Below are 20,182 nucleotides of genomic sequence, written 5' to 3' on the forward strand. Positions count from 1 at the left end.
ACTCAAATATTTAGTTTGTTCTTTAACTCATTATACAAATCAGGATTTCTCATGTCCTCCCAATAAAACTTTCTATATCGGCTTCTACTGAATCCGTTCTTGTTATCATAAACCATAATGCACTCCTTATCACACAAGATGATTAATGAAGACAAAAGCAACTTGGCATAAGAGAATGCCTGAAGAAAGGCTGATTCTATCTCATGGTTGTTCTTCATATAGTATTTTGCTTCAATCAACACCTTTGCTTTTTCTTCTTCTGACTTGTTGTCATAATGAAGCGCATAATCCGGGAATATACGATGTCCTCTCCCTGCATGGATTGGCAACTGTCGAATGTAGTCTTTATGCTCATACCACCCCATTTCATTCAACAATGGCTCCAGCAGTTTTTTCTCTACATCCTTTTCCTCCTTAATTACTATTCCTTCCGGCAATGAAGGTGCGTATATTTGAGGAAGTACGGATGTGTCAAATCCTTTTGCTTCTATCATCCTCATGAGTTCTGCATAATCCTTTCCCGTAACCTGCCATCCATTAACGCCTTGAAAGTTCTTTCTGACAAGCGGATGGTCTGAAAAGTATTCGTCGGCTTTCAGTTCCTTTAAAGAGATATGCGGAATGTCTATTCTGTCCCCTATATAGGTGCTACTATAATAATGGAAGAACGGGTCTATCACTCCGTCAACCTGTGCTATCCATAAACAGGTGATTGCGCTTACCGGTGATGTTTCATAGTGTATAATGATGTCCCCTTTCTTTGTCTCTTTGTTGGATTGCCAAAAGCCAGTAGTCCAATGCGTACCATAACCATCAATCACTCCTCCAATAAACCATGCAGCAGATGGTTTAGGCATTTCCTTCTTGTTATCAATTCCTAAAACACTTGGAACATGATCGTACAGGAATGCACCCAACTCAGCTGGTGATAGTTCATTTTCTGTCCTGAATTGATAGAAAACTTTGCAGAGCTCCCAATAATACATGCACCTTGCTCTATAATCAGGTTTCTTGGGAATTGGAGGCAATTCTATTTCAAAGCAATCAGCAAGTCTTGTAAGCTGGTAAAAATCATCAATATAAAGATATGGGAAGAAATATTCTCCGAACAAATAGTTCAATTCCATTGACAAAAATGGTACGAACTCAAGCATTCGGTCAAAGTCGCCAATCTTCAGAATTTCTTCCGATTCTATCATTAGCCCGGTGGATATAATTTCCTCATACAACTTTCCTGCATCATCCAGAGAGTTTAATTTAATCCCATCGTATTCTGAAACCTTATAACACCAAAAGTCCTCCAATATTCCACAAATCATTTCTGAATTGAAAGAATCCTTGATTTTAGGATTGTACTTCTCGAACAGGCGTTCCTCTTCTATCCACTCTCTTCTGTCTGAAAATGCAGCTATAGCGGATTTCCCTTCAGGAGAGTTCTTGTACAAGTTCCAAAAATATTGATTGAATTTCATGCCTATAACTGTGTTTTGACAGACAAGATATTTTCTACGATGAACATCTTTCTGATTTTCCCCTTGTGAAGTTTTATATCATCATATTGCGGATTCTCACTCCGCAGGATGATATAATTATCCTCGTCCGGCTCGTATCTACGTATATACTTAATCATACGATATTCATCTAACAAGATAAGATACATTTGCCCATAGAAAATATCCTCCCAACTATGAATTTCTCTGATTACAACCATGTTTCCATCGAAAATTCGTGGTTCCATGCTGTCTCCGTTTGCCCGTACAATCTGTGAACCCTTATTGATTCCGGGAAGGTTTACCGAGCCTATGATATTATCTTGTGTGAAGGAAATATCCCTTTTATCGGTACCGCATGTTGCATCAATGTCATAGACTAATGTCCCTGAATAATCGCCTTCCTTTATATCGTTTGGGGAAATGGAAGATCCAGACTTGAGTGGGGCTGCCTCTTTAATCATTTCTCCCTCGCCATATAACAGCCAGTCACGATTTAATTCAGGATAAGAAGTCAGAACATTGTTTAGTTTTTCAGAACCAAACCCCTTTCTCATAGATGTAACATAACCTGTTGACAAATTGCATTTCGATTCAAATTCTTTCATGCTAACACCCTTGTACTTAATGAATTCAATGGTTCGTTCTTTTATCGTCTTATTCATATGGCAATACTTTAAAAATGTTAAATCAGAGCACAAATCAGAACAATGTTTTGTTATATCAGAACAATGTTCTATATTTGCATCAGAAACGTAACATCGATACGAAACAAAGATAGTAAATAACATTAATAATACACACGATTATGAAAAGAAATGTATTACACGAGATTATGAGCCTTGCTTGGCAGTTTGTAAAACGCAATGGCTTTACGATGAGTGAGGCACTGAAAGTAGCTTGGGCGAACATGAAACTGAAAGCTGCAATGAAGCAAAGAATAGTAAAGTTCTACTTCACGAAGGTGGACGGTTCTGTTCGCGAAGCCTATGGCACACTGAAAGAAAACCTGATCCCCGCCACATCAGGTGAAAGCAAAAGAAAGAACGACACCGTACAGGTGTACTTCGACACTGAGAGACAAGAATACAGATGCTACAAGAAAGCTAACCTTTTAAATATCGCATGACTATGACACGCTACGAAATCGAACGAGAACTGGACAGCCTTTACAAGGACTTGAACATCGCCCACAATGCCGACGAACAGACCGTTTGCAGAGTATTCAATACCGACACAAAGAATGAGGCCATCCGAGCGATAACTGACGAGATAGACAACTATGAATCAGCCCTTGAAGAATATGACCAGCCCAATGATGACGGCATGGACTACGATGCCTTGTGCCGGGTGCAAGGGATAGCACGGTACGCATAACCGAATTACCCTGCTGACGGATTGAACGGCAACTGGCAGCGAGGGCCGGGCAGGGTTCTACTTGATTGGTTCTTTGACGTAATGGAAATTTTAGGTGTACTGCTACACCTGACGCAAAGGGGTTCGACTGAGTAGCGATAGCGGCACGGTGAAAAGTATGCGAGTAAGGGACTGACAAGAAGCAAACGCAGCGCATTAATCACCGCGAGAACAAAAACGACTTATACGATTGCAGGTGGCCGTAGGTCGGCTACAAAGACAATCTTAACTGATTAGACACCAGCAAGAACTATATATATCCCGTAGGCCCACCGGCCTAGTAACCCAACAAAGCGAAAGCCATAGACATCGGAACTGGGGCGGGAACTCACCCGGAAACCGCAGAAAAGGTCAGTGCTATTGCCTTGCCAAAAGCCGTGGGGGACGCGAAGTGCGCACCGCTATCCCCTTACCCTCGCAAGGGCGGTTTTCTTAATCATTAATCAACATGAAAGCAAAGATATTATCCACCATCATGGCTGTGTCATTTATTGTATGCGCAGTCACCATTGCTGACCTCAGCATCCTGTTTTGGATGTCCCTAACCATTTTCTCTTTCTCGTGCCTGTATGCCAACAAACACGAGAAATCATTATCCGCCGAACTGGACGATCTTTTCGGTAAAGATGACGAACTCAGATGAATTTAGTGTGAAATCCAAGGTGTGTGGTCTGTGAAGATAATACACCTGAAAAAGGGTGATTAGCTCAGTCAGGTAGAGCGGCGCAAATTGGTTTTGTGTGTTTCCCATAGTTTATAAAGGTTAGTTAGTTATTGCGCAGGTCACGGCGTTCAAGTCCCGTATCACCCACCCTATTTTAAAACCTAACAGATATGATTAGAGAAATTGCAGTAGATGAAAACTATCAAACGGTACGCCTGTTTGACAGCATCGAGAAAGGGGATATTTACAAAGTCCCCTACGACAGGAAGAGACACAACGGTATCAAGCTGGAGGCTTCGCGCCGCAACCGAGACCTTCGCCTGATGGGTAAACTAAAGAACAAGATGGATGTGAAATACCGCGTGTCGGCCACTGAATATCCGGGCTACACTTCCATCATGTGCATCAAGTAAAGGAGGTGCCTATGGTAAACGAAGATGTTTTGAAAATCGTCCTCAATGACAAGACCTTTGGCCGCGACCAGGCGGCGGACATCGTGGGTGGGCTGTCCCGCCTGATGAAGTTGGTTGGGCAAGGACTTATTCGGGCCGAGAAGCGGACGAACAAGCAAAACGGGAAATGGTTCTGTAATGCTTGGGATGTGATTAAACATGCGCAACTGAAATAAACTAATATGGAAGAAAAGAAAAACCTGTACGAGAAAATCCAGCTCGTATCAAACGAAATCAAGAATATTGAAAAGAATATGACCGTAGGCAAAGGGAACTATGCCTACAAGGCCGTACAGGATATTGATGTTACCCTTGAAGTAAAGGAGGCCGAAACCAAATATGGCCTGATCAGCATCCCAATCAAACAGGAACTGGTAAAATCCGAAGTGGTCCGTATAGTGAAAGAAGGCGGCGGCGAGACAATAAACTACGTGGACATTGTGAAGATGACCTTGAGAATTATTAATCTCGATAACACTTCGGAATATATTGACGTGGAGAGCTTTGGCCGCGGACTGGACCCCGGCGACAAAGGATTTGGCAAGGCATCGACTTACGCACGTAAATACGCCCTGCTGAACGCATATAAGATTGCCACCGGTGAAGACCCGGACGAAAACAAGTCAAAGCCGCAGACACCTGTCACGATTGACGAAGTGAAGAATGCCGTTGTAAACTACATGATGACCGACAGCAACTTTACGCAGAACTTACTTTCTTTTTTCAATGTTGGCAGCTCAGAAGACATGACAGCCGAACAATTCAAGATGGCATATAACAACCTTAAGAAGAAAGGAAAGATATGACAGAAACCATGTACATCGGAAGCGGAGACGTTCACGCCCTTATGAGCGGAAAGGACACCAAGTCGCACATCGCCCTGATGCAGCGTTTCGTCAGCGGTGTAAAACCTTACTACAACGCCTTCGCCAGCCCAATAGACGCACTGAGAACAGGAGCTATTCTTGAAAACAGGTATCTGCTCACTTTACCTGACAACTACTTTGCCCAGTACGTTGTCCGCTCGGACGAAATGGACGTGTTCAAATGTAGCATCGACTTTGCCCGCATCGACAAAGGCAAGCTGACAGACTTCGACGAATTGAAGACACTATACCTCTCGGACTACCTTGACTTCATCGAGCCTATCAAGCACGATAACCGCGCCCTCGTAGAATACGTCCGAAAGAAGCACAAGGCTTATTATTACCAGGTGCAGGAGCAGCTCTTCTGCACGCACCTCAGTAGTTGTAACCTCGTTTTCCTGTCCGTCACCACTTATGACGACGAGACTAACCGTAATCGAGACATCCAACCCAACGAGTATTGCAAAGTGCGTATCGATCGTGACGAGCAGGCCATTGAAGAAATCAAGAAACGAGGAAAGATTTTCCAACAGATAAAAGACTTTTATACGAACTGATATGGCAAACCAAGTTACCGGACGGATGCTGACCATCGGCCAAACCGTCCAAATACCATCCAAAACCGGCGGAGACCCGTTTCTGAAACGTGAATTTCTGCTTGATGCAACCACTTATGATCCCTACACGGGCGAACGCAGTCAATATGAAAACGTCCTCCCATTGGAAGTTAGTGGCGACAAATGTGCCGAACTCGACCACTTCTGTATAGGTGATGTGGTGACCGTTTCTTTCGCCCTACAGGGCCGCCAATGGCAGACGCAGGACGGACAAACGAAACGAATGACCTCTATTCGCTGTTACAAGCTCGAAGGCAGGACGGCAACACAGACCGCGGTACCCCACCCCGCCCCTCAACCTTCGTCACCGGCAGCTGCACCGCCGCAAAACTTCCCGCCGCACGTCGATGCGGCTGGCAACCCCAAGGACGACTTACCCTTTTAAACCATGAGCATTTTCAATCTCCAGAACGAATACGACGTTCCAAAGTTCAAAGCATACGTCAACAAACTATTTCAAGAGCGGGCGGTGGTCGAAGTGAAGAAGAAACTTCCCAACCGCACGCTCGCCCAGAACAGCTACCTGCACCTGCTGCTCGGTTTCTTTGGGAGCCAGTATGGGTGCAGCCTCGAAGAGGCCAAGATAGACTTCTATAAACGAACCTGTAATCGAGACCTCTTCGAACGTAAGACGGTCAACAAGATGGGACGTGAAGTGACCTATCTGCGAAGTTCGGCAGAGCTGACAACCGGTGAAATGACTTTGAGCATTGACCGTTTCCGTAACTGGAGCGCATCCGTGGCCGGTATCTACCTGCCTGCCGCCAACGAACAGCAAATGCTGGTATATGCACAACAAGAAATCGAACGTAATAACGAATTTATTTAGCCATGAAAGACTTATTTGGGAACGACATAAACGCCTCTAAAGTCTACAGACGAGACAGCATGGGAAGGTTTGCGGATGAACGAACTGCCAAATATGAACGAGCTGTTAAAGAGGCCGGGATATATAAACAAATGTATCTCGCAGCCCAATCCCGAATGAGAGGATTAGCTAAAATATTGAGGATGAAAGATGAACTAATTTCTAAATTGAAAAACAATGGATAAATTCTTAGGACAAGAAATTCCCGAACAGGAACGATGGCGCTTTCTTCAGGACAACGCCGATGCAGTAGAGAAAATCGGCTATACACACCGATTCACCCCCGAAGAACTGGCTCAGAAGAAAGAAACCTTGGCCGAGGTATCAATAACAATCAACGATGTTGAGATAGAGAAGAAAGAGGCCATGGAGAGTTTCAAAGAAAGATTGAAACCTCTGAACGAAGCAAAGCAAGAACTTTTGGACCACATCAAAAGAGGTTCGGAGTTCGTAGAAAATGAAGAGTGTGCCAAAATCATCTACCATGAAGAAAAGATGGTAGGATTCTACAACAGGCTTGGCGAGCTGGTGTACAGCCGTCCCATTATGCCACAAGAAATGCAGAAGACCGTATTTAGTATTAACCGTAAGACTGGAACAGATAATTAGTTATGAGCGAAAACAAAATTAATTTGGTCGTACCGAAAGAGTACAACGGTACACCTATCGAGGTAGTATTGAGAGAAGGCAAGGCACCCGTAGCTCTTGATCCGAAAGAGCCGAAAAAGGTCAGTATAGCCGGGACAATCGACGCACCTCTGAAATGGCTGGAAAAGCGTGTCGAGCTGATTAACCAAAAGAAAACCCATATCATTGTAAATCGTGATAAAATGGGGATGGCTTTGACCATTGACGAAACGGACTACTATCAGACGGAAATCGGAGGCGTTCTCCAGCCATCCAAGGAAATGCAGGAGTTCGGTATCAATACCGACAAGAAGTGGGAACCCATCAAATTGTCCCAGTTCTTCAAGATGCACCGCGCCTTCTTCAAGGACAAATCACAAAATATGGTACTGGTTTCCACTTTGAAGAATTTCAAGGCCAAGGTAAATCAGGACATTGAACGCAGTAAAGAGGAAAACGGAAACAAGACGGACAACTATTCGCAGGTTGTTGATTCCAACCTTCCTAAATCATTCAAACTGAATATTCCTCTTTTCAAAGGATTCACCTGTGAAGAAATCGAGGTCGAGATTTATGCCGATGTAGATGGACGGGAAGTTTCTCTCTCTTTGGTTTCTGCTGGTGCAAATGAGGCCATTGAAGAATACAAAAACAAGGTGATTGACGAACAGATTGAAGCAATCAAAGGCGTTGCACCTGACATCGTAATAATCGAAGTGTAACTGACAGCCCGGAAAGACGGGCATCTGGTATCGTGGCGGAATTGGTAAACGCGTCTCAAAATGAGATGGCATAAGGTTGAGAGTGGCCATGTTAAAGCCTTTGTAAGTCCTTGCAGGTTCGACTCCTGCCGGTACCACAAACTAAAAACATGAATTATGCCGTATTATATCAAGAAACCTAAAAAGAAGAAAGAAAAGCCCTTGCCATTATTCGACAAGGTAGGTATCAAGGTAAAGAAGAAGCCGGATTTAGTAGCTAAACTCGACAAAGTTTTCAGCCGCTATATCCGGCTTCGCGATTGTATGCCGAACGGATATTTCCGCTGTATCTCATGCGGCCAGATAAAGCCTTACGAACAGGCGGATTGCGGCCATTATCATTCGCGCCGCCACATGTCCACACGTTTTGACGAGGATAATGCCCATGCAGAATGTAGGTCATGTAACCGTTTCAGCGCAGATCATCTGATTCGATATGAAACAAACCTGAAGGCTAAAATAGGCCAGCAACGTTTCGACAAGCTAGCATGGAAAGCCGGTCAGACACGGAAGTGGACCGACTTTGAATTAATCGAACTCACCAAGTATTACAAGACTTTAGCCGACAAACTGAGTAAGGAGAAAGGACTATGAACGAACTGCAACCAGGAACTTTCGTAATAATGATGAAGAATACTGACGGCTCATTTTCTCCTGTTGGCATGACCAAGGAACAAGCCTATATCGTTCTTTCCTTCCTCAGTCAGTTGAGCACGGACGATCCATTTATTGTAAAAGATAGCGAGAAATATGTACAAACTACGTGACTACCAACAGCAGGCCAGCGATGCCGCCGTCCGATTCTTCGGTGATAAGAAGATGAAGCGCAACGCCATTATGGTACTGCCCACCGGTGCCGGGAAAAGCCTGGTGATAGCCGATATCGCCAACCGCCTCGAAGGGCATACGTTGGTATTTCAGCCAAGCAAGGAGATTTTGGAACAGAACTACCAGAAGCTATGTTCGTACGGTGTACTGGACTGCTCAATCTACTCCGCCTCGTTCGGACGAAAAGAAATATCGCGCATTACCTTCGCCACCATCGGCAGTGTCAGCAACCATACCGAGTTGTTCCAGCACTTTCGAAACATCATCATCGACGAGTGCCACCTAGTCAACCCCAAAGAAGGAATGTACAAGGAATTCCTCTCGATGCTGCGATGCAAGGTGCTGGGGTTGACAGCCACGCCTTACCGCCTCTCTTCGAGCCGCGACTATGGTGCAATGCTGAAGTTCATCACCCGCACTGTTCCCCGCGTATTCTCCGAAGTCATCTATCAAGTTCAGATCTCCACCCTGCTTGACATGGGCTACCTCTCGAAACTGAACTACTACCCGATGAACCCCGTGGGCTGGAACGAACTCAACCTGAACGTGAACACTACCGGGGCTGACTACACAGACAAGTCTGTTGTCCGCGAATACGAGCGCATAGACTTTTACGGTTTTCTGGTGAGTATCGTCCGCCGGCTGCTCAACCCCAAGGTGGGCGGCAAGCGCAAGGGCATCCTTGTCTTTACCCGCTTCCTGAAAGAGGCCGAAAGGCTCACACGCTCCATTCCCGGCACGGCCATCGTCAGCGGAGAAACCTCGAAGGCATCCCGCGAAATGATACTCCAGCAGTTCAAGGCAGGCGAAATACCCGTCGTAGCCAATGTCGGGGTACTTGTTTGTGGTTTCGACTATCCGGAGTTAGATACTATTGTTATTGCAAGACCAACTATGTCATTAGCACTTTACTATCAAATCGTAGGTAGGGCTATTAGACCGCATCCGAATAAAAAGGAGGGCTGGATAGTAGATTTAGCTGGTAATATAAAAAGGTTTGGTAAAGTAGAAGATTTACGTCTTGTAAATGATGGTAATAACAAATGGTCTGTTTGGAATAAAAATAAGCAGTTGACAAACGTAAGATTTTAAAAGTTTTGTTTGGCATTTTAGAAAATTGGGGTATCTTTGCGGTGTTCAACGCCAAAGAACATTTTTATTTATTGCAAAGGTTCATGGATTTTTTATATCCATTCGACAGATTGTATCTAATGATATAGGCTGTTCGTATTCCCATGTTGGCTATGTATCTTTGCGATATATGGTGTTCTTTGGCGAGAACGGGAAGCGAACAGCTTTCTTTTTATACATAACTCAAATTTCAACAACAATGCCAAAGAACTTGAAATTAGAGAATGGGAGAATTATATGTAACCCACAATCTACGCCAAACAGTGCGAAAACTGTGTCTTATCGTAAATTTGAAATAGAGAAGAACGCCAAAAACGAAGCTTACTATTTCATTATATCCAACGGACTTTTAGAAGAATTTATGAAGTTCTGCAAGAACTATCGTTCAAGTGACCCACACAAGGATTGCTTGAAAGTTTTATTGTCTAACCTCTAATTCATCTTATTCATGGAAGAAGTTTGGAAAGATATAGCCGGATATGAAGGACTATATCAAGTAAGCAATCTGGGGAGAATAAAAGCGTTTGCTAAAAAAGGATTGCCACAAGATAAGATACTATCATGCGCAAATTCAAATGGCTACCGAATGATCTATTTGCGTAAAGATGGTAAAAGGAGTTATCACTCTGTTCATAGGTTGGTAGCAAAAGCATTTATACCTAACCCTAAAAAAATGCCTTTCGTTAATCATAAAAACGAAAAGAAATCAGATAATAGAACTGAAAATCTGGAATGGTGTGATGCTAAATACAATACTAATTATGGTACTTCTATTAAAAGGAGGGCAAAAGCGCAAACAAATAAGCACGGGTCAATCCAAGTTATACAATTATCATTACAAGGCGATATAATAGCCGAATATCCATCTATGATGGAGGCAGAAAGAAAAACAAACATACCAGCAAGGGCTATATGTGCTTGCTGTAAAAACTATCAAAAATCAGCATTTGGATATATATGGAAATATAAAAACAATGGGGTGTAGCAAATGCGCCCCAACCATATTTTAAACCATGAAATGCTTTTAAAAAGCGAAATATAGAAGTTAACCAACGTAAGATTTTAAAAAAGATATGGAAGAAGGATTTTTGAGGCTGAGCCGCAGGTTTTTCTCGAATGAATTGTGGAAGGCAGCCCGGGTGTTTTCGGAATGCGAAGCGTGGCTTGACTTGATTCAGTCAGCACGATTTGAGGCAACCGACAAGGCGTATAGCGAACTCATCGGGGGTCGAGAAATCTCTTATTCAAGAGGTCAATATCCGGCAACCGTGTCTTTTCTGAAAAAGCGTTGGGGATGGAAAACGGAGAAGCGCGTACGATGCTTTCTCGATCGCCTGAAAAAGAAGGGAATGATCACTACAGACTCTTCGCAGGGAATGAACATCATCACCCTTTGCAAATACGATGAATACAACCCACTTCCCAAAGACGAAGGGCAACGGTTGGGGCAAGCGTCAGGGCAAGCCGAGGGCAAAGATGCGTATGTGAAAATCAGCGACTTACGCGAATTTGGGTCAATGCTTGGGGCAGAACTAAGGGCAAGCATAGGGCAAATAGTGGAAGAAACCATGAGAAACTACCCAAAACAGGGGCAAACCAAGGGCAACAAGAAGAAGAAAGAAGAGAGTAATAATATTTATCCCCCCACACCCCCCGAGGGGGAGGGTATAAACAAAAAAGCTCGTCTTGCTTTCGAAGAGCATTACAGGCAGGTATTCGGTAACGACTACTATTGGACGGCCAAAGATGCCGGCGCGATGTCCAAGTTGTTGCAGAAATTGCGCTTTCAGCGCGAACAGAAGCAGCTGGATGTTTCGGACGATTCAATCATCTATGCCCTTTGCTACTTGCTGTCTTCTATCAACGAAGGCTGGATATTCGAGAACTTCAGCGTGACGAATATCAATTCGAAATTCAACGAGATTGTATCACAAATCAAGACCGCGCACAATGGAAACAGTCGCAGCAGTTATTCAAGCAAACAAGAGGCCAACGCCTACGCTCTCAGTCTGCTACAACAGCATAAGCGAGAACTCGAAGAAGGCATGGCTAACGAAATGGAAAGGCCGTTCTGACGTAGAGCGGGTATTTTCCCCGATGCAATGGGGATATACTTTGCAGAACGCAGAACGTGCTTACATGGCCGACTGCCCCACGCTGATGCAGTACGACGCACTGTATGGAGAAGGCTCTTCGGCCTACTGGATAGAGCTTCAGGTCTTCGGGCTTTTCGGGGCATCCTCCAGCAAGGACAGCAGCATGGCCGACGGCATTCGGATATTTAGTCAGGCGTTTGCGCAGGAAGTACGCCAGTACAAGCTGTCCGAACTGATGCTGTTCTTTGCCCGCTACAAGGCCGGACGATACGACAACAGTTACGCCAGCTTCGACACCAAGCGCATAGGCAACGCCTTCTTCAATGAATTCTTGACACAGCGCAATTTCGAGATTGACGCGGCCGTCAGGAAGCAGCAGCAGGAAGAAAGCCTGAAACGTAGGGAACTGCCAGAAGGTTACACCATCCCCGAAGGCTACAACCCATACACCTGGTATCTGGAGCGTAAGCGTCGTGGAGAGATAGGCAATCCACCCAAAACAGAAAGCCCATGAGACTGACTATCTGCTGGACGCGCAAAGGTCGCGTAAAGGACTGTTACGACAGCATCCGCGAAAAATTCGGCCTTCCCGACTACATGACCGTGAACCACGAAACGCCTTGCGATATCCGTGAGGAAGACCTAGAGCTGTTGAGGATGTGCGAGAACAGAGGATTTTTGATGATAAGATTTAAAAACATACGATTATGATTCAACTTTTATATGTCGATCTGTTTTGCGGTGCCGGAGGAACCAGTACAGGAGTAGAAAATGCGCGATATGCCGGTGAACAATGCGCCAAGGTGATAGCTTGCGTCAACCACGATGCAAACGCCATCGCCAGCCATGCGGCCAACCATCCCGAAGCGCTGCACTTCACGGAGGATATCCGTACATTGGAGTTATCTCCTTTGATTTCTCACATAGAACGAATGAAGAAGATTTATCCGGATACGTTGGTCGTGCTGTGGGCATCGCTGGAATGCACCAATTTTTCCAAGGCAAAGGGAGGCCAGCCACGGGACGCGGACAGCCGGACTTTGGCCGAACACTTGTTCCGCTACATCGAAGCCATCGACCCGGACTACATCCAGATAGAGAACGTTGAGGAATTCATGTCTTGGGGCGACATGGACGAACATGGGCACCCTATCAGTAAGGACAAGGGCCGTTGCTATGAGAGGTGGAAAAGGAACGTGAAGCGATACGGCTACGACTTCGATTGGCGCATCCTGAACGCTGCCGACTATGGTGCCTATACCACCCGCAAGCGTTTCTTCGGCATCTTTGCCAAGCGTGGCCTGCCCATTGTATTTCCGGAGCCTACACACTGCAAGGATGGCAAAACAGATATGTTCGGACGGCTGGAGAAGTGGAAGCCTGTCAAGGAAGTGCTCGATTTCTCCGACGAGGGAGATAGCATCTTCTGCCGGAAGAAGCCGCTGGCCGAGAAGACCCTTGAACGTATCTATGCCGGACTGATTAAGTTCGTAGCCGGAGGAAAGGAAGCTTTCATCGTGAAGTACAACTCAATGAGCCGGACGGGAAAATACCAGGCTCCGAGCGTTGACGAACCTTGTCCGGTTGTAGCGACACAAGGGCGGTTGGCATTGGCTAAGGTAAACTTCCTTTCCAAACAATTTAGTGGACATCCTGAAAGCAAAAATATTTCTGTGGATGAACCAGCCGGAACAATTACATGTAAAGACCATCATGCTTTCGTATCGGCCTATTACGAAAACGGGCATAATCATTCGGTACAACTACCTGCGCCGACGGTCACAACCAAAGACCGTTTATCCTTAGTAATGCCGTTCTTTATGAATTACTATTCCGGAGGAGGCCAATTGGGAAGCGTTGAAACCCCATGCCCGGCCATAATGACGGTGCCCAAGCAGAACCTCGTAACTCCAGTTCTTATGAGACAGGTTGCTCTCCGTAAACCTTGGATAATGAACACGGCTTTTTCCAATGTAGGAAGCAGCATCGAACAACCTTCACAGACCGTCACCGCAAACAGAAAATGGTTCTATCTGATGAACCCTCAGTTTGCCAGTGCAGGCGGTTCGGTTAACAATCCATGCTTCACATTGATTGCACGGATGGACAAGATGCCGCCTTATCTCGTAGCCGCCGAGGGAGGTATAGGGATACAGGTTGCTCCTGGGGACAGCCCGATGACCATCAAGATTAAGGAGTTCATGGCTCTCTATGGGATTATCGACATCAAGATGCGGATGCTTAGGATTGCAGAACTAAAGAAGATTATGGGTTTCCCGGAAGACTATGTGCTGATTGGACCGCAGTCAGACCAAAAGAAGTTTATCGGCAATGCGGTGGAGGTGAATATGGCTCGTGTGCTTTGTGAGGCGATATGTAAGGAGATTGTTAGGAAACGAAAAGTTGCGTAATTCGGCTTTACGTAAAGTTTATGTAAAGCGAATAAATCAAAAAAAGTATTATGGGAAAACTGAAAGTCTATTACGGCTGGGCAAAAATAGGGAACGTCCGTAAAAAGCGTTCCCTATCTGTAATGTTCGAGAATGATATACAAGGATGCAGAAGTGACCGAGGGCAAAGGTGTTTGAGGACAATACAGGACACCGTAATAGAACGATACCAGACGGATGAAGAAGAGAATGAAGGTAGGAAGCAGAACAGAATATTCACAGAATACAGTTTGTTCCTCGATGAGAAGCCTATCAATGGCAGTCTTGAGATATGCTTGCTGATTAACAGTGAAGCAGACATAAACCATGTTTCTAAGGCCATACGTGATAAGATTTCCGAAGCACTAAGAAAGGCTTTCCTTTTGGCCAATCCCGGTTATAAAGAACCGAATAGTCAACTATCCTTATACCTTGAATGACTTTACCTAAAGTTTAGGTAAAGTGGAAAAAGCAAGAAAATATTATGGGAAAGCAAGAAAGCGTTATCGATTGGTTTCAGATGGTCAATTTTGCCAATGTGGCCGAGTCAGAGAAACGTTAAGAAGAACTTGTAAAATGAAAGAATAATGGCGAACAAGAACATTATGCCTCCAACCAAGGAGCGCAAGGCAGATACAACCAAGAATGGCAATGACTTATCTGAGTATATTGAACATCAGAAAAAACGTGAAAAACGGTTGTACCCATTACGGATTAATCAAACAACCGTCATATATGTCACTAAAGAGAAGCAGACAAGTGAGTATGCGGATTGGTATAGAAGAGAACGTTTAAAAATCAAATGATATGGAACTGAATACTACAAAAGAAGACATGCTGGAGCGGTTCAGGCTCTACGGTGAGATTTACTGCACACTGGCTACTATGCCTGGTAATGACTACATGTGTGATATCCGCATAGATGTTGATGAAATATGTGAAGTTTTGGATATTGACGAAGATGATATGGTCTTTGATTTCGGGGATGAAAGCGGAAGGTTGGACTTTATCGAAATTGAAGATGGCATGATGACCGTATGGTATTATGGATTTTCGGATGGGTGTAACAGAGGATGGACCATTATCCGCTTCCCAACCAATACTATCCGTAAGCTGAATGATCTGCTGGAAAGATATGTGAAAGCATTGAAGGAGGAAGAGGTATGAGAAATGAAGACATGGACATCGGATTTGACCGTTATATGACAATGAATAACGGAAATTACCGTGAGCATTATAGCGAGGAAAGTATAGATAATATGAAAACCGATTTCTTCGCCGGAGCTGAATGGCGCATCAACAGCGTTTGGCATGACGCGAGCGAAATGCCGGAAAAGAAATTTGCGTTGGTTGAATACGATTGTTTTCCTAAAGGGCATGGATACTTGGTTGTCCCCGACGTACGGGAAGTTATTGGTAGTATCACACGCTGGGCTTATATAGAAGACTTGATACCTATGGAGGATTGAATATGAGCATACTTGTACACGAAACGCAGTTACAGCGTATAATCAGGAAGACTGGCCGCAGACCGGTGCAGTGCAAATGTCAGCATTGCAAGCAGCAATGTCATACCCCTTGCCTGGGTACACCGCAAGATATCCTCAAGCTTATCGAAGCCGGATATAAAGACAGACTTGCACCAACACAATGGTGTGTGGGCATCATTATGGGAGTTACTAATATGTCTATTCCGATGATCCAGGCCAAACAAGAAGGAGACTGGTGTACGTTCTACAAGGATGGTTTGTGTGAACTGCACGATACCGGATTGAAGCCGACAGAGGGGAAATTGTCACACCATAGTATTCGGATTGATAACTTCAAACCAAGTAAAAGCATTGCGTGGAATGTGGCCAAGGAATGGCTGAACGAAGAAAATGTTGAATGCATTGAGAAAATATGCGATGCTATGGCAGCAGATAATGAAACGCAGTTGATATAAAGATATGAAGAACCTGAACGACCTAAGAGATAAAGCCTATCAGTGTGCAGTATCGCACGGATGGCATGAAGATAACCTAAGTGATGAACATTTCCTTTGCTTGGTTATATCCGAACTGATGGAGGCGGTGGAAGCGGACCGGAAAGGAATGCACGCTAAACGGGATAATTTTGAGTATTACATGAAACAGAGGAAACGTGATGATGGTGAATTTATGTATGTTTTCAAAATCGACATCAAAGACAGCGTGGAGGATGAGCTTGCCGACGCCTGCATCCGACTGCTGGATCTGGCAGGATTGAGAAATGTAGATTTAGGTGAAGTCAATCTTGATGAATTGAAATGTTCAGAGGGGTTCTTTGACTGGACTTTTACAGAATCCATGTTCTTCTTGGTCTGCAACTTGACAAATACTGATTTCATTGAATCGCATTCCTTCGATAGTTATCTTCGAGTAGCTTTGATGGAAATCATGAGTTTCTGTGTGAAGAAAAACATCGACATTTTCTGGTTTATCGAACAGAAGATGAAGTACAACGAACTTCGCCCATTTATGCACGGTGGGAAAGCATATTAAAAAAGGGAGCCAGCCCACACGATTAAAAGCCAACTCCCCCACACGATTATGATGCAAATATAAGAATTCCAATCAAAATAATCGTGCTATGACAAAAGAATTTTCATCAATCGTGGAGTTGAAATCAATACGTGAACAGAAATCAAGATTATCGGAACGTGAGCAGGAGTTATCATCCCCTATCCTGACTGATTTTACTTTCATTCCGGAGATTTATGAGTGGTTCAGAGAAATACTTTCCGATGCAGATTGTCCGTCCAATCCGGAAAGTGTTACCCAGCGAAAGAAGTTCCTCTTCATCGTGTTGTTCCTCTTCGCCCCCAGTGTGCTTGCCGGCGGGCGGCTGCCGAACGGCATCCGGGCAGAGATTTCAGGTGTCTTCCCGGATGTTTCCCCGTGTGTAATATCAAACAATATTGCTGATGTTTCCTTTATCTATCAGCAGTATAAGGATTTTCGTCAAGATATAGAGTACCTTTACAACCAAATATTAGAACGGCTGAAAAACAAAGGACTAATCAAGTAGCTGCTGGTGCTGTATAAGCTCCAGCATTTTTTTATTATTTGTAGCAAAAATGTTACAATAAAGTTTGCGTAATTGTAGCGAAAATGTTACCTTTGTATTGTTAAATAACAAAAGCGATATGAAATTTAGTGAAATGCACAGAAGACTTGAGCAGGCAGGCTGGTATATTTTCAAGGAAACAGACCACCGCTACTACGCTCACAAGGATTTTCCTTACTTGATTAAAGTCGGTCGGCATGGTAGTAAAGAAGTACCGCCAAATGAGTTTAACAAAGTAATGAAGAAAGCAGGGCTAAAATAAGCCCTGCACTTCATTCCAACATAAATTGCACGATTATGAAGAAAAAAGTAAAAGCAATCATCAGCAAGTCCGATACAGGGTTTGTTATTATGATGGAAGGGTTTGATTGGGCTATGTCCTATGGCGACACATTGGAGGAAGCTAAAGCGGATTTTGAAAAATTTCCGCAGGAGTATATTGAAATGTCTAAGGAAGCAGGGAAGGAGATACCGCCTGAATTGAATAATGGCGAATTGGAGTTTGAATATGTTTATGATTTATCTGGCTTCTTTAAGCAGTTCCCGTTCATTTCGGCAACCGCATTGGCTAAAAGACTGGGAATAAATGAAGGGCTTATGAGGCGTTATAAGTCCGGTTGCGCTCCAGTAGGAGAAATGCAGAAAAAAAGGATATTGGATGGCATTCATGCCATTGGTAAAGAACTGCTTTCCGTTCAATTCTAAGTCGCTTTTGTTATTGTACGAGAAAGTAAAAAGCCGGAGCATTATGCTTCCGGCTTTTGTCTATTTTCTATGTACTTCTATTATTTTACCTAAATGAAAAGCTATTTGCCAAAAAGCATATAAATCAGCACGTATCATATTTGGTATGAACCTAAAGCCGTCAACCTCTACTAAAGCCGTATCACGTTCTTTGGCATATCCAACGGCAATATACAAATATTTGTAAGGTTTAGGTACAAACGGAAAATTTCCGTTATTATAATCGTCAATGAAATATTCTTTATCTGGTTGGGTTACATCAGGATTAAGAACATATTTGCCGTTTCTATCTTTGAGCAAATAACGATTTGCGGTAATACCCTCTTTGATTTCTCTATACTCTTCTTTCTTTGTACCTGCTATTATCTGGTCAAAATAAACTTGTTTTATAGGCAAGTAAAGAGTATTCTCTTTAGTAGGTGTTTCCATAATTATTCTATTTTAAGATTTATATCTTTCCCACAATGAGGACAAGTCAAAGAGATACCATCCTTTTTGTGGTGTATTTCTTCTGGATTGGCAAAAAGCTGCCATGTTTCAACACCTAAAACCGATGCAAATTTTTTAATAGTTTCTAATGTCGGATTTTTCATCAATCCATTAAGATTTTGTTTTTTGATACCTAATAAATCAGAGAAAGCGGTTTTAGTCAATCCTTTTTCTTTTAGTAATGCTTCAATATTATCCATATCTGTAAATTTTAATGCTACAAAATTACTTATTCTTATATATGTAATGTTATTTACATTACTAAATAATGTTAAGATAAAGATAAAGCATTACTTTTAATTTGCGTTGTAATGTTTTTAGCATTACATTTGCATCATCAAACAAGAAGTAATAACAATTTAACTACATACGATTATGAAGACAATTAGTAGTGATTACATCAAAGAGATTAAGGCTCAAATCAGAGTTATCAATGAAGCTCTAAAAAGAATACAAGAAGCTGAAAAGATTCAGGATTCAGCAGTTAATAATAGAGAATATAACAAGGCGAAGAATGAAGCAATTGATGCAAGTTCAGATGTGATGATTGCATTAGAAGAAGCGGTAAGACTTGCATCAGCTATGGGTTGTGAAACTGGTCTGTATGACATAAATAAGTACCACAAGATTGTAGAATTTGATTTCAGAGATTCACATAAATAAGTTCAACCAGCAGCCTTTCGGGGTTGCCACAATATAAGAGAATTATGAGAGTAACAAGCTACATGAAAAGCCATAAGGCAAATGAGTTTTACGTGAAGAAGTCAAGAGGCTATTATATGGTCATAGATGGCTATGATATGAGTGTGGCTTCTTTAGAAACTACCGAAGAAGCAGCTAATAAAACGGCTAAAGAGCTTAATGAAATGAGAGCTAAAAGATTGAATATAGCATAAGTTTAACCAGCAGGGCGAAAGCCCTGCATAATCCCCTACACGATTATGAATACATATTACAAATTTTGTCCAAACGTATTTCTTGCTAAATGCGATGCTAAGCATGAAAAAGGTGAAACCATTCTTGTAACCACCAAATACGGCAAAGAGAATGAAAGCATAGTGTTTAATCTGATATTTGAACGTGATGGCTTCTACTATTATTCGATAGTTCGCGTTGATGGCTTTAACGTTCAAGAATGGGCAAAGCGAAAGGCAGAACGTCGGCTGGATTGGGCTGCCACTGCAGAACGAAAGAGTGAAGAATACTTCAAAGCGTCAAATAAAGACAGCGATTTTCTCTCGTTAGGTGAACCTATTAAAATCGGTCATCATAGCGAAAGACGACACAGAAAAGCCATTGAAGATGCCTGGCATAATATGGGCAAAAGTGTAGAGCTTGACGAGAAAGCCAGAGAGCATGAAAGAATAGCTCAGTATTGGGCAAACAAGGCTGATACTATAAACCTTTCAATGCCTGAAAGCGTGGACTACTATGAGCATAAGTTAGCAGTAGCTAAAGAGTACCATGAGGGGCTGAAATCCGGCAAATATCCACGTGAGCACTCATACTCTTTGACGTATGCAAAGAAAGCAGTAAACGAAGCTCAAAAGAATTTTGACTTGGCAAAGAAACTTTGGTTATAAACCCGGTAGCCTTCGGGCTACCACTATTTAAGAT

Annotated in this window: 36 protein-coding genes and 2 tRNA genes; 34 read left to right on the forward strand and 4 right to left on the reverse strand. The window is 43.3% G+C overall.

What is annotated here, in order from left to right; translation table 11 throughout:
* Positions 1 to 2: 2 nt before the first annotated feature.
* Both RDO88_RS08625 and RDO88_RS08630 read right to left on the reverse strand, forming a co-directional pair.
* Positions 3 to 1,472 (reverse strand): PASTA domain-containing protein, encoded by a 1,470-nt coding sequence (locus tag RDO88_RS08625; RefSeq protein WP_307758989.1) that lies wholly within the window; start codon positions 1,470 to 1,472, stop codon positions 3 to 5.
* 2 nt (positions 1,473 to 1,474) lie between these two features.
* Positions 1,475 to 2,155, reverse strand: a complete 681-nt coding sequence (locus RDO88_RS08630) for a S24 family peptidase (protein ID WP_307758990.1) — start codon at positions 2,153 to 2,155, stop codon at positions 1,475 to 1,477.
* A gap of 143 nt (positions 2,156 to 2,298) precedes the next feature.
* Here RDO88_RS08630 and RDO88_RS08635 point away from each other — a divergent pair, with 143 nt between their 5' ends.
* The 31 genes from RDO88_RS08635 (at position 2,299) to RDO88_RS08785 (ending at position 18,037) form a co-directional block, all read left to right on the forward strand.
* Positions 2,299 to 2,619, forward strand: a complete 321-nt coding sequence (locus tag RDO88_RS08635) for an SH3 beta-barrel fold-containing protein (RefSeq protein ID WP_307758991.1) — start codon at positions 2,299 to 2,301, stop codon at positions 2,617 to 2,619.
* Between the two features lie 2 nt (positions 2,620 to 2,621).
* Entirely contained in the window at positions 2,622 to 2,867 is a 246-nt protein-coding gene (locus RDO88_RS08640) for a hypothetical protein (RefSeq protein WP_307758992.1), read from the forward strand.
* Positions 2,868 to 3,354: 487 nt separating this feature from the next.
* Positions 3,355 to 3,549 carry a hypothetical protein gene (locus RDO88_RS08645; RefSeq protein ID WP_307758993.1) on the forward strand — a complete coding sequence of 65 codons (195 nt, stop codon included), beginning with the start codon at positions 3,355 to 3,357 and terminating at the stop codon, positions 3,547 to 3,549.
* A gap of 53 nt (positions 3,550 to 3,602) precedes the next feature.
* Positions 3,603 to 3,717: transfer RNA gene (locus RDO88_RS08650), tRNA-OTHER, on the forward strand.
* 23 nt (positions 3,718 to 3,740) lie between these two features.
* Positions 3,741 to 3,983 carry a hypothetical protein gene (locus RDO88_RS08655; RefSeq protein ID WP_307758994.1) on the forward strand — a complete coding sequence of 81 codons (243 nt, stop codon included), beginning with the start codon at positions 3,741 to 3,743 and terminating at the stop codon, positions 3,981 to 3,983.
* Positions 3,984 to 3,994: 11 nt separating this feature from the next.
* Positions 3,995 to 4,198: a hypothetical protein gene (locus RDO88_RS08660; protein ID WP_307758995.1), complete on the forward strand. Its 204-nt coding sequence runs from the start codon at positions 3,995 to 3,997 to the stop codon at positions 4,196 to 4,198.
* Positions 4,199 to 4,204: 6 nt separating this feature from the next.
* Complete coding sequence (locus RDO88_RS08665) at positions 4,205 to 4,828, forward strand: ERF family protein (protein ID WP_307758996.1); 624 nt, start codon at positions 4,205 to 4,207, stop codon at positions 4,826 to 4,828.
* Positions 4,825 to 5,445: a hypothetical protein gene (locus RDO88_RS08670; protein WP_307758997.1), complete on the forward strand. Its 621-nt coding sequence runs from the start codon at positions 4,825 to 4,827 to the stop codon at positions 5,443 to 5,445. Before RDO88_RS08665 ends, RDO88_RS08670 begins: the two co-directional genes overlap by 4 nt.
* A gap of 1 nt (position 5,446) precedes the next feature.
* A complete protein-coding gene (locus tag RDO88_RS08675; protein WP_307758998.1) occupies positions 5,447 to 5,890 on the forward strand; it encodes a DUF3127 domain-containing protein in 444 nt (147 codons plus the stop codon).
* Positions 5,891 to 5,893: 3 nt separating this feature from the next.
* Positions 5,894 to 6,334: a hypothetical protein gene (locus tag RDO88_RS08680; RefSeq protein WP_307758999.1), complete on the forward strand. Its 441-nt coding sequence runs from the start codon at positions 5,894 to 5,896 to the stop codon at positions 6,332 to 6,334.
* Positions 6,335 to 6,336: 2 nt separating this feature from the next.
* Positions 6,337 to 6,558 carry a hypothetical protein gene (locus RDO88_RS08685; protein WP_307759000.1) on the forward strand — a complete coding sequence of 74 codons (222 nt, stop codon included), beginning with the start codon at positions 6,337 to 6,339 and terminating at the stop codon, positions 6,556 to 6,558.
* Positions 6,551 to 6,982 carry a hypothetical protein gene (locus tag RDO88_RS08690; protein ID WP_307759001.1) on the forward strand — a complete coding sequence of 144 codons (432 nt, stop codon included), beginning with the start codon at positions 6,551 to 6,553 and terminating at the stop codon, positions 6,980 to 6,982. The genes RDO88_RS08685 and RDO88_RS08690 overlap by 8 nt, the downstream gene beginning before the upstream one ends.
* Positions 6,983 to 6,984: 2 nt before the next feature.
* Positions 6,985 to 7,722: a hypothetical protein gene (locus RDO88_RS08695; RefSeq protein ID WP_307759002.1), complete on the forward strand. Its 738-nt coding sequence runs from the start codon at positions 6,985 to 6,987 to the stop codon at positions 7,720 to 7,722.
* A 26-nt stretch (positions 7,723 to 7,748) separates the two neighbouring features.
* A tRNA-OTHER gene (locus tag RDO88_RS08700) sits at positions 7,749 to 7,859 on the forward strand.
* Between the two features lie 19 nt (positions 7,860 to 7,878).
* Positions 7,879 to 8,355: a recombination protein NinG gene (locus RDO88_RS08705; RefSeq protein ID WP_307759003.1), complete on the forward strand. Its 477-nt coding sequence runs from the start codon at positions 7,879 to 7,881 to the stop codon at positions 8,353 to 8,355.
* A complete protein-coding gene (locus RDO88_RS08710; protein WP_307759004.1) occupies positions 8,352 to 8,528 on the forward strand; it encodes a hypothetical protein in 177 nt (58 codons plus the stop codon). The genes RDO88_RS08705 and RDO88_RS08710 overlap by 4 nt, the downstream gene beginning before the upstream one ends.
* Positions 8,512 to 9,681: a DEAD/DEAH box helicase family protein gene (locus RDO88_RS08715; protein WP_307759005.1), complete on the forward strand. Its 1,170-nt coding sequence runs from the start codon at positions 8,512 to 8,514 to the stop codon at positions 9,679 to 9,681. The genes RDO88_RS08710 and RDO88_RS08715 overlap by 17 nt, the downstream gene beginning before the upstream one ends.
* A gap of 487 nt (positions 9,682 to 10,168) precedes the next feature.
* Positions 10,169 to 10,705 carry an NUMOD4 domain-containing protein gene (locus tag RDO88_RS08720; RefSeq protein WP_307759006.1) on the forward strand — a complete coding sequence of 179 codons (537 nt, stop codon included), beginning with the start codon at positions 10,169 to 10,171 and terminating at the stop codon, positions 10,703 to 10,705.
* Positions 10,706 to 10,793: 88 nt separating this feature from the next.
* Positions 10,794 to 11,795, forward strand: coding sequence for a hypothetical protein (locus tag RDO88_RS08725; protein WP_307759007.1), 1,002 nt, complete (start codon positions 10,794 to 10,796; stop codon positions 11,793 to 11,795).
* A 40-nt stretch (positions 11,796 to 11,835) separates the two neighbouring features.
* Positions 11,836 to 12,330, forward strand: coding sequence for a DUF6633 family protein (locus RDO88_RS08730; protein WP_307759008.1), 495 nt, complete (start codon positions 11,836 to 11,838; stop codon positions 12,328 to 12,330).
* A complete protein-coding gene (locus tag RDO88_RS08735; protein WP_307759009.1) occupies positions 12,327 to 12,527 on the forward strand; it encodes a hypothetical protein in 201 nt (66 codons plus the stop codon). The genes RDO88_RS08730 and RDO88_RS08735 overlap by 4 nt, the downstream gene beginning before the upstream one ends.
* Positions 12,524 to 14,227, forward strand: coding sequence for a DNA cytosine methyltransferase (locus tag RDO88_RS08740; protein WP_307759010.1), 1,704 nt, complete (start codon positions 12,524 to 12,526; stop codon positions 14,225 to 14,227). Before RDO88_RS08735 ends, RDO88_RS08740 begins: the two co-directional genes overlap by 4 nt.
* Positions 14,228 to 14,277: 50 nt before the next feature.
* A complete protein-coding gene (locus RDO88_RS08745) occupies positions 14,278 to 14,685 on the forward strand; it encodes a hypothetical protein (RefSeq protein ID WP_307759011.1) in 408 nt (135 codons plus the stop codon).
* A 147-nt stretch (positions 14,686 to 14,832) separates the two neighbouring features.
* The gene (locus tag RDO88_RS08750) at positions 14,833 to 15,051 is read left to right on the forward strand and encodes a hypothetical protein (protein ID WP_307759012.1); all 219 of its coding nucleotides are present in this window, start codon (positions 14,833 to 14,835) and stop codon (positions 15,049 to 15,051) included.
* A gap of 1 nt (position 15,052) precedes the next feature.
* Positions 15,053 to 15,412 (forward strand): hypothetical protein, encoded by a 360-nt coding sequence (locus tag RDO88_RS08755; protein ID WP_307759013.1) that lies wholly within the window; start codon positions 15,053 to 15,055, stop codon positions 15,410 to 15,412.
* Positions 15,409 to 15,714 carry a hypothetical protein gene (locus tag RDO88_RS08760; protein ID WP_307759014.1) on the forward strand — a complete coding sequence of 102 codons (306 nt, stop codon included), beginning with the start codon at positions 15,409 to 15,411 and terminating at the stop codon, positions 15,712 to 15,714. Before RDO88_RS08755 ends, RDO88_RS08760 begins: the two co-directional genes overlap by 4 nt.
* Before the next feature lie 2 nt (positions 15,715 to 15,716).
* A complete protein-coding gene (locus RDO88_RS08765; RefSeq protein ID WP_307759015.1) occupies positions 15,717 to 16,190 on the forward strand; it encodes a hypothetical protein in 474 nt (157 codons plus the stop codon).
* 4 nt (positions 16,191 to 16,194) lie between these two features.
* The gene (locus tag RDO88_RS08770) at positions 16,195 to 16,767 is read left to right on the forward strand and encodes a hypothetical protein (RefSeq protein ID WP_307759016.1); all 573 of its coding nucleotides are present in this window, start codon (positions 16,195 to 16,197) and stop codon (positions 16,765 to 16,767) included.
* Between the two features lie 88 nt (positions 16,768 to 16,855).
* Positions 16,856 to 17,293 carry a hypothetical protein gene (locus tag RDO88_RS08775; protein ID WP_307759017.1) on the forward strand — a complete coding sequence of 146 codons (438 nt, stop codon included), beginning with the start codon at positions 16,856 to 16,858 and terminating at the stop codon, positions 17,291 to 17,293.
* Between the two features lie 118 nt (positions 17,294 to 17,411).
* Positions 17,412 to 17,594, forward strand: a complete 183-nt coding sequence (locus RDO88_RS08780; protein ID WP_072542837.1) for a type II toxin-antitoxin system HicA family toxin — start codon at positions 17,412 to 17,414, stop codon at positions 17,592 to 17,594.
* 35 nt (positions 17,595 to 17,629) lie between these two features.
* The gene (locus tag RDO88_RS08785) at positions 17,630 to 18,037 is read left to right on the forward strand and encodes a hypothetical protein (protein ID WP_307759018.1); all 408 of its coding nucleotides are present in this window, start codon (positions 17,630 to 17,632) and stop codon (positions 18,035 to 18,037) included.
* 60 nt (positions 18,038 to 18,097) lie between these two features.
* On the opposite strand, the gene RDO88_RS08790 is transcribed toward RDO88_RS08785, so the two are convergent.
* Together RDO88_RS08790 and RDO88_RS08795 are read right to left on the reverse strand one after the other, a co-directional pair.
* The gene (locus RDO88_RS08790; RefSeq protein WP_307759019.1) at positions 18,098 to 18,505 is read right to left on the reverse strand and encodes a hypothetical protein; all 408 of its coding nucleotides are present in this window, start codon (positions 18,503 to 18,505) and stop codon (positions 18,098 to 18,100) included.
* A gap of 2 nt (positions 18,506 to 18,507) precedes the next feature.
* Positions 18,508 to 18,765, reverse strand: coding sequence for a helix-turn-helix domain-containing protein (locus RDO88_RS08795; RefSeq protein WP_304260361.1), 258 nt, complete (start codon positions 18,763 to 18,765; stop codon positions 18,508 to 18,510).
* A 175-nt stretch (positions 18,766 to 18,940) separates the two neighbouring features.
* Between RDO88_RS08795 and RDO88_RS08800 the strand changes: the two genes are divergently transcribed.
* Genes RDO88_RS08800 through RDO88_RS08810 form a run of 3 tightly spaced genes read left to right on the forward strand, consistent with a single transcriptional unit; the run spans position 18,941 to position 20,148 of the window.
* A complete protein-coding gene (locus RDO88_RS08800) occupies positions 18,941 to 19,228 on the forward strand; it encodes a hypothetical protein (RefSeq protein ID WP_307759020.1) in 288 nt (95 codons plus the stop codon).
* Between the two features lie 44 nt (positions 19,229 to 19,272).
* Positions 19,273 to 19,461 carry a hypothetical protein gene (locus RDO88_RS08805; RefSeq protein WP_307759021.1) on the forward strand — a complete coding sequence of 63 codons (189 nt, stop codon included), beginning with the start codon at positions 19,273 to 19,275 and terminating at the stop codon, positions 19,459 to 19,461.
* A 45-nt stretch (positions 19,462 to 19,506) separates the two neighbouring features.
* Positions 19,507 to 20,148, forward strand: a complete 642-nt coding sequence (locus RDO88_RS08810; RefSeq protein WP_307759022.1) for a DUF3560 domain-containing protein — start codon at positions 19,507 to 19,509, stop codon at positions 20,146 to 20,148.
* Positions 20,149 to 20,182 lie beyond the last annotated feature (34 nt).

It is taken from the genome of uncultured Mediterranea sp. (genome assembly GCF_902493215.1).
In the GTDB taxonomy this organism is placed as follows: domain Bacteria; phylum Bacteroidota; class Bacteroidia; order Bacteroidales; family Bacteroidaceae; genus Bacteroides.

What these genes read in the sequence shown, in the direction of transcription:
- RDO88_RS08625 (WP_307758989.1), bottom strand. Translation starts at nt 1,472, where the DNA reads ATGAAATTCAATCAATATTTTTGGAACTTGTACAAGAACTCTCCTGAA.
- RDO88_RS08630 (WP_307758990.1), bottom strand. Translation starts at nt 2,155, where the DNA reads ATGAATAAGACGATAAAAGAACGAACCATTGAATTCATTAAGTACAAG.
- RDO88_RS08635 (WP_307758991.1), top strand. Translation starts at nt 2,299, where the DNA reads ATGAAAAGAAATGTATTACACGAGATTATGAGCCTTGCTTGGCAGTTT.
- RDO88_RS08640 (WP_307758992.1), top strand. Translation starts at nt 2,622, where the DNA reads ATGACACGCTACGAAATCGAACGAGAACTGGACAGCCTTTACAAGGAC.
- RDO88_RS08645 (WP_307758993.1), top strand. Translation starts at nt 3,355, where the DNA reads ATGAAAGCAAAGATATTATCCACCATCATGGCTGTGTCATTTATTGTA.
- RDO88_RS08655 (WP_307758994.1), top strand. Translation starts at nt 3,741, where the DNA reads ATGATTAGAGAAATTGCAGTAGATGAAAACTATCAAACGGTACGCCTG.
- RDO88_RS08660 (WP_307758995.1), top strand. Translation starts at nt 3,995, where the DNA reads ATGGTAAACGAAGATGTTTTGAAAATCGTCCTCAATGACAAGACCTTT.
- RDO88_RS08665 (WP_307758996.1), top strand. Translation starts at nt 4,205, where the DNA reads ATGGAAGAAAAGAAAAACCTGTACGAGAAAATCCAGCTCGTATCAAAC.
- RDO88_RS08670 (WP_307758997.1), top strand. Translation starts at nt 4,825, where the DNA reads ATGACAGAAACCATGTACATCGGAAGCGGAGACGTTCACGCCCTTATG.
- RDO88_RS08675 (WP_307758998.1), top strand. Translation starts at nt 5,447, where the DNA reads ATGGCAAACCAAGTTACCGGACGGATGCTGACCATCGGCCAAACCGTC.
- RDO88_RS08680 (WP_307758999.1), top strand. Translation starts at nt 5,894, where the DNA reads ATGAGCATTTTCAATCTCCAGAACGAATACGACGTTCCAAAGTTCAAA.
- RDO88_RS08685 (WP_307759000.1), top strand. Translation starts at nt 6,337, where the DNA reads ATGAAAGACTTATTTGGGAACGACATAAACGCCTCTAAAGTCTACAGA.
- RDO88_RS08690 (WP_307759001.1), top strand. Translation starts at nt 6,551, where the DNA reads ATGGATAAATTCTTAGGACAAGAAATTCCCGAACAGGAACGATGGCGC.
- RDO88_RS08695 (WP_307759002.1), top strand. Translation starts at nt 6,985, where the DNA reads ATGAGCGAAAACAAAATTAATTTGGTCGTACCGAAAGAGTACAACGGT.
- RDO88_RS08705 (WP_307759003.1), top strand. Translation starts at nt 7,879, where the DNA reads ATGCCGTATTATATCAAGAAACCTAAAAAGAAGAAAGAAAAGCCCTTG.
- RDO88_RS08710 (WP_307759004.1), top strand. Translation starts at nt 8,352, where the DNA reads ATGAACGAACTGCAACCAGGAACTTTCGTAATAATGATGAAGAATACT.
- RDO88_RS08715 (WP_307759005.1), top strand. Translation starts at nt 8,512, where the DNA reads ATGTACAAACTACGTGACTACCAACAGCAGGCCAGCGATGCCGCCGTC.
- RDO88_RS08720 (WP_307759006.1), top strand. Translation starts at nt 10,169, where the DNA reads ATGGAAGAAGTTTGGAAAGATATAGCCGGATATGAAGGACTATATCAA.
- RDO88_RS08725 (WP_307759007.1), top strand. Translation starts at nt 10,794, where the DNA reads ATGGAAGAAGGATTTTTGAGGCTGAGCCGCAGGTTTTTCTCGAATGAA.
- RDO88_RS08735 (WP_307759009.1), top strand. Translation starts at nt 12,327, where the DNA reads ATGAGACTGACTATCTGCTGGACGCGCAAAGGTCGCGTAAAGGACTGT.
- RDO88_RS08740 (WP_307759010.1), top strand. Translation starts at nt 12,524, where the DNA reads ATGATTCAACTTTTATATGTCGATCTGTTTTGCGGTGCCGGAGGAACC.
- RDO88_RS08745 (WP_307759011.1), top strand. Translation starts at nt 14,278, where the DNA reads ATGGGAAAACTGAAAGTCTATTACGGCTGGGCAAAAATAGGGAACGTC.
- RDO88_RS08750 (WP_307759012.1), top strand. Translation starts at nt 14,833, where the DNA reads ATGGCGAACAAGAACATTATGCCTCCAACCAAGGAGCGCAAGGCAGAT.
- RDO88_RS08755 (WP_307759013.1), top strand. Translation starts at nt 15,053, where the DNA reads ATGGAACTGAATACTACAAAAGAAGACATGCTGGAGCGGTTCAGGCTC.
- RDO88_RS08760 (WP_307759014.1), top strand. Translation starts at nt 15,409, where the DNA reads ATGAGAAATGAAGACATGGACATCGGATTTGACCGTTATATGACAATG.
- RDO88_RS08765 (WP_307759015.1), top strand. Translation starts at nt 15,717, where the DNA reads ATGAGCATACTTGTACACGAAACGCAGTTACAGCGTATAATCAGGAAG.
- RDO88_RS08770 (WP_307759016.1), top strand. Translation starts at nt 16,195, where the DNA reads ATGAAGAACCTGAACGACCTAAGAGATAAAGCCTATCAGTGTGCAGTA.
- RDO88_RS08775 (WP_307759017.1), top strand. Translation starts at nt 16,856, where the DNA reads ATGACAAAAGAATTTTCATCAATCGTGGAGTTGAAATCAATACGTGAA.
- RDO88_RS08780 (WP_072542837.1), top strand. Translation starts at nt 17,412, where the DNA reads ATGAAATTTAGTGAAATGCACAGAAGACTTGAGCAGGCAGGCTGGTAT.
- RDO88_RS08785 (WP_307759018.1), top strand. Translation starts at nt 17,630, where the DNA reads ATGAAGAAAAAAGTAAAAGCAATCATCAGCAAGTCCGATACAGGGTTT.
- RDO88_RS08790 (WP_307759019.1), bottom strand. Translation starts at nt 18,505, where the DNA reads ATGGAAACACCTACTAAAGAGAATACTCTTTACTTGCCTATAAAACAA.
- RDO88_RS08795 (WP_304260361.1), bottom strand. Translation starts at nt 18,765, where the DNA reads ATGGATAATATTGAAGCATTACTAAAAGAAAAAGGATTGACTAAAACC.
- RDO88_RS08800 (WP_307759020.1), top strand. Translation starts at nt 18,941, where the DNA reads ATGAAGACAATTAGTAGTGATTACATCAAAGAGATTAAGGCTCAAATC.
- RDO88_RS08805 (WP_307759021.1), top strand. Translation starts at nt 19,273, where the DNA reads ATGAGAGTAACAAGCTACATGAAAAGCCATAAGGCAAATGAGTTTTAC.
- RDO88_RS08810 (WP_307759022.1), top strand. Translation starts at nt 19,507, where the DNA reads ATGAATACATATTACAAATTTTGTCCAAACGTATTTCTTGCTAAATGC.